Genomic DNA, 5161 nt, shown 5'->3' on the forward strand with positions numbered 1-5161 from the left:
GCACGTCGACGATCGTCGGCCCGGCCGGCAGCACCCGGTTCTCGACCCGCAGGTGCGGCACACCACCGGGGATGTCGTAGATCGGCCGGTTCCAGCGGTAGACGGTGCCGTTGTGCAGGCGCAGCTCGGCGAGCTCGGGCGCCTCGCCGGCCTCGAGCTTGGCCATCGGGTCCTCGTCCGTGGTCTCCGCGAGCAGCGTCGGGAAGTAGCGGACGTTCTCCTCGAACAGGTCGAAGATCGAGGTGATCCACCGCTCGCCGAAGAACACCCGCGGGCGCACCCCTTGGTTCTTCAGCTCGATCGGGCGGGTGTCGGTGGCCTGCTTGAACAGCTCGATGCGGGTCTCGGCGTGCAGGCGCTTGCCGAAGAAGAAGGGCGAGTTGGCCGCGAGGGCCACCTGCGGGGCGCACAGTGCCTGGGCCGCGTTCCAGTGGGCCGCGAACTCCGACGGCGTGACCTGGAGGTGGAGCTGGACCGACGTGCAGGCCGACTCGGGGGCGATGGAGTCACAGTACGTGGCGACCCGCTCGCCGGAGGGGCCCTCGATGTCGAGGTAGATGTCCTCGCCGCGGGCGACGAAGATCGAGTCGTTGAGGGCGGTGTAGCGGTTGTTGCGGCTGATCCACTCGCCCTCGTAGTGCTCGGGCATGATCGTCGGCAGGATGCCGATGGCGACGATCTTCGAGCCGACCTCCTGGGCCTTGGCCGCAGCCCGGTTCAGGCTCGCGCGCAGCTCGGTCTCGAGCTCGAGCGCGGAGTCACCGGGCAGGGGCCGCGGCGGGACGTTGAGCTCGATGTTGTACTGCGCGAGCTCGGTCTGGTAGTCCTCGTCCGCGATGGCCGCGAGCACCTCGGCATTGTGGAAGTGCGGCTGCATGTCGGCGTCGACGAGGTTGAGCTCGATCTCGAGGCCGGTCATCGGCCTGTCGAACTCGAAGGAGCTCGTGTTGAGCATCTTCTCGAACACGTCAAGGTTCTGGCGCACCTTCTCGCGGTAGCGCTGCCGCTCCTCGCGGCTGTAACTCTGCGACGAAACCTCTGCTCCCATGGCGTCACCCAACCACGTCCTGAGCTCATGCGGTACCCGGAACCCGCGTTTCGGTCACACGGCCTGTCAGACCCACCTCCTAGCGTGTGAGACATGCGGCTGATCCACACCTCCGACTGGCACCTGGGGCGTTCGTTCCACCAGGTGGGGCTCCTCGGCGCCCAGGCCTCCTACCTCGACCACCTGGTCGACGTGGTGCGTCGCGAGAAGGTCGACGCGGTGCTCGTCAGCGGCGACGTCTACGACCGGGCGATGCCCGCGCCCGACACCGTGGCCCTGCTGTCGCAGGCGCTCCAGCGGCTGGTCGACGCCGGCGCCCAGGTGATCATCAGCAGCGGCAACCACGACTCGGCGGCCCGCCTGGGCTTCGGCGCCGGGCTGTTGGAGCGCACCGGCGTGCACCTGCGCACCTCGCTCGCCGACGTCGCCCGCCCGGTCCTGCTCGCCGGGGCCGCGGTCTACCCCCTGCCCTACCTCGAGCCCTCGCTGGCCGCCGACGCCCTCGGGGCGACGGAGCGCACCCACGCCGGGGTGTTGCGGGCAGCCATGGATGCCGTGCGGGCGGATGCCGCTGCGCGTCCGGGTGTGCCGGTGGTCGCCATGGCGCACGCCTTCGTCTCCGGCGGGGTGGGCAGCGAGTCCGAGCGGGACATCTCGGTCGGTGGCGTCTCCGCAGTGCCGCCCACGGTGTTCGCCGGGGCGCACTACGCCGCCCTGGGGCACCTGCACGGGGCCCAGCAGGTCGCGCCCGGGGTGCGCTACAGCGGTTCACCCGTGGCGATGTCGTTCTCCGAGGTCAACCATCGCAAGGTCAGCCTGCTCGTCGACCTCGATGGCCGGTCGGTGTCGGTCGAGTCCGTCGAGGCACCGGTCGAGCGGCCGCTCGCCGTGCTGCGCGGAACGCTCGAGGAGGTGCTCGCCGACCCCCGCCACCGCGCGGCCGAGAGTGCGTGGTGCCAGGTGACCCTCACCGACTCCATCCGGCCGCTGGGGGCGATGGACCAGGTGCACCGCCGCTTCCCGCACACCCTCGAGCTGCGCTTCGACCCTCAGGGACTGGCCGTGCCGCTGCGGCCCTATGCCGCCCGCGCCGCGAGCCGCTCCGACCTCGACGTGTGCTGCGACTTCCTCGAGCACGTGCGCGGCGGTCGTGCGGCCAGTGAGCAGGAGCGTGAACTGCTCGCCCAGGCGGTCGAGGAGTCGCGACTGGCGCGGCGGGCCCGTGACGACGAAGGGGTGGCCGGCCCCGCCGCCGACGCGGCGCGCACGGTGGGTGCGGCATGAGGGTGCACCGGCTCGAGATCGAGGCGATGGGGCCATTCGCCGACCCCGTGTCCATCGACGTCGACGCGTTGTCCGCGGACGGGCTCTTCCTCATCCACGGTCCGACCGGGTCGGGCAAGACCAGCCTGCTCGACGCCATCTGCTTCGCGTTGTACGCCGACGTACCGGGCACTCGCTCAAAGCGCGGGCTGCGCTCGGACCACGCCGCTGCGGATGCCGTCCCGCGCGTCACGCTCGAGCTCACCGCGGGTGGTCGGCGGCTTCGCATCACGCGCTCCCCCGAGTTCGCCCGGCCCAAGAGGCGCGGTACGGGCACGGTGTCGGTCCAGGCCATGGTGACCCTCGAGGAGCACCTCGACGGCCGGTGGCAGTCCCTCAGCACCCGCAACGACGAAGTGGCCGACGTCGTCAAGGACGTCCTCGGCATGGGGATGACGCAGTTCTCCAAGGTGGTGCTGCTGCCCCAGGGCGAGTTCGCCGCCTTCCTGCGTTCCTCCCCCGAGGACCGTCGGGAGGTCCTGGAGCGACTGTTCGACATCAGCGCCTTCAGCGACGTGGAGGCTTGGCTCGCCCAGGCCCGTCGGGACGCCAGGGAAGAGCTCGACACCGCCCGCAGCACCTTGGCCACCGGGCTGGCCCGGGTCGAGGACGTCCTGGCGGAGCTCGGCGAACCGCTGACCTCAACCCCCGATGAGCCACTGCCCTGGGACCCTGCGGTGGGGCCACTGCTGACCGAGGTCGTGCGTGAGCTGGACGCCCGAGTGACCGCGACGATGACCGCCTTCGACGCTGCCTCGAGCGCTGAGCGTGCCGCTGCGGAGTCGTTGGCGGCCGGTCGCGCCTCCGCGGCCCTGCGCGAGCGCGGAGCTCGGGCCCGCACCAGGCTCGAGGAGCTGGCGGCGAACGCCTCCGCGCACGAGCAGCGCACCCGTGACCTGGATGCCGCTGAGCGGGCCGCCACCGTGGCCGGCCACCTGGCGGCCGCCGACCGCGCGCAGGACGAGGTGCAGGTCGCGCGAGCGGCAGTCGAGTCCACCGGACGAGCCCTCGCCCCGAGTCCCCTCGCGCAGGCGAATGACGCCGAGGTCGACGCCGCGCTGGAGCAGGTGCGCGACCTCGACGCCACCGTGACCGAGCTCGCCCGGCACGAGCAGGACGCGGCTGCGCGGTCGGCCCGGCGGGCCCTGCTGCGCTCCCGCCTCGCCGACGCCGAGGGCCAGCACGCGGCGGCTCAGGCCAGCGTGCTTGCGGCCCAGGCCGAGGCCGATGGCCTGACCGAACAGGTCGACCTGCGCGCCGCCGGTGCAGCCCGGATCGCCGAGCTCGAGCTTCTCGTCGCCACCACCGCCGAGCGCCTGGCCCTGGTCGACGCCGCCGAGGACGACCACCGTCGGGCAGCCGAGCTGGCACCGCGCCGGAGCAGCCTGCACGAGGCCCTGCTCGATGCCCGAACCGAGCTGCTCGACCTGCGTCAGCGCCGGCTCGACGGCATGGCTGCCGAGCTGGCCGCCGGCCTCGCCGACGGCGATCCGTGCCCGGTGTGCGGCGGCGCTGAGCACCCCCACCTCGCCGTCGCCACCGACCCCGTCTCGGGTGACCAGATCACGGCTGCCGAGCACCGGGTCGACCAGGCTCGCAGCCTGCTGACCGCCATCGAGCGCGAGATCGAGGTGCTCACCGCCTCGGCCGCGTCCCGGCTCGCAGGTCTGCAGGGCGCGACCCGAGCCTCGCTGGAGACGAAGCAGTCGCAGCGCCGCGCCGAGCTCGCGGCAGCGCACGCCGACGCGCAGGAACACTCGGTGCTCCTCGCCCGCCTCGCCGCGGTCCGCGCCGCTCTGCAGACCCACGAGGACACGCTCACGACCCTGCTGGCGCAGACGAGGTCGACGACGGCCGTCCTCGGCGAGCTCGACGACCAGGATGCCGCCTCGGCAACGCGCGCCGAGGAGCTTCGCGCAGCCCACGAGCTGTGCCCCTGCCACGGTGGTGGCACGGGAGCACACGCAGCCTTCGCCCGGCTGCTCGGCGACCACCGCGCAGCCCGCACGTCGCTCGCCGAGTCCGTCACCCGGGCGGCAGTGGCCTCGGAGGTCGTCGATGACGCGCTCACCACCGCGGGGTTGCGCGACACCGCGCACGTGCGGGCGGCCCTGCGTCCGGCGGCGGAGGTGGCGGCCCTGCGTGTCGAGGTCGCGCACCACGAGGAGGAGTCGGCCGCCGCGCGAGCCACCCTCGACGATCCGCAGGTCGCTGCGGCGCTCTGCGGTGACGAGATCGACATCGAGGCCCTGCGCGAGGCGGAAGCCGCAGCCCGAGCAGCCCTGCTCCAGGCCCAGACGACCCGTGACGACGCGGCCCGCGGGTTGCGCCTGCTCGAACGCATTGTCCCCGAGGTCCTCGCGGCCGGAGCCGCCGTGTCCACCGCGCAGGACCACGACCAGCGCGTGCGCGACCTCGCCGACACGACGAGTGGCACCGGGCCGGAGAACACGCTGCGCATGCGCCTCACGTCGTACGTGCTCGCGTCCCGACTCGAGAAGGTCGCGGCCCTGGCCAACGAACGGCTCGCCGTCATGGGCGGGGGTCGCTACCTGCTGGAGCACTCCGACGAGCGGGCCGCCCGGGGTGCTCGCTCGGGGCTCGGCCTGCGCGTGCTCGACCAGTGGACCGGGCGGGTGCGTGACACCGCGACCCTCTCCGGCGGTGAGTCGTTCATGGCCTCGCTGGCCCTGGCGCTCGGTCTGGCCGACGCCGTGCGCGAGGAGGCCGGTGGTTTCGACCTCGGCACCCTGTTCATCGACGAGGGCTTCGGCAGCCTCGACGACGACA

At 72.7% G+C, this 5161-nt stretch carries 3 protein-coding genes; 2 read left to right on the forward strand and 1 reads right to left on the reverse strand.

Features of this window, described 5'->3' with window-relative positions; translation table 11 throughout:
* The coding region (locus tag PLL68_RS08565) for a glutamate-cysteine ligase family protein (RefSeq protein ID WP_324533349.1) at positions 1 to 1048 on the reverse strand (1048 nt) is incomplete at its 3' end.
* Between the two features lie 93 nt (positions 1049 to 1141).
* Between PLL68_RS08565 and PLL68_RS08570 the strand changes: the two genes are divergently transcribed.
* Together PLL68_RS08570 and PLL68_RS08575 are read left to right on the forward strand one after the other, a co-directional pair.
* A complete protein-coding gene (locus PLL68_RS08570; protein ID WP_324533350.1) occupies positions 1142 to 2332 on the forward strand; it encodes an exonuclease SbcCD subunit D in 1191 nt (396 codons plus the stop codon).
* A partial coding sequence (locus PLL68_RS08575) for an AAA family ATPase (RefSeq protein WP_324533351.1) occupies positions 2329 to 5161 on the forward strand: 2833 nt, incomplete at its 3' end. The genes PLL68_RS08570 and PLL68_RS08575, both read left to right, overlap by 4 nt.

The organism is Ornithinibacter sp., from assembly GCF_035443565.1.
Lineage (GTDB): Bacteria > Actinomycetota > Actinomycetes > Actinomycetales > Dermatophilaceae > Fodinibacter.

What these genes read in the sequence shown, in the direction of transcription:
- PLL68_RS08570 (WP_324533350.1), top strand. Translation starts at nt 1,142, where the DNA reads ATGCGGCTGATCCACACCTCCGACTGGCACCTGGGGCGTTCGTTCCAC.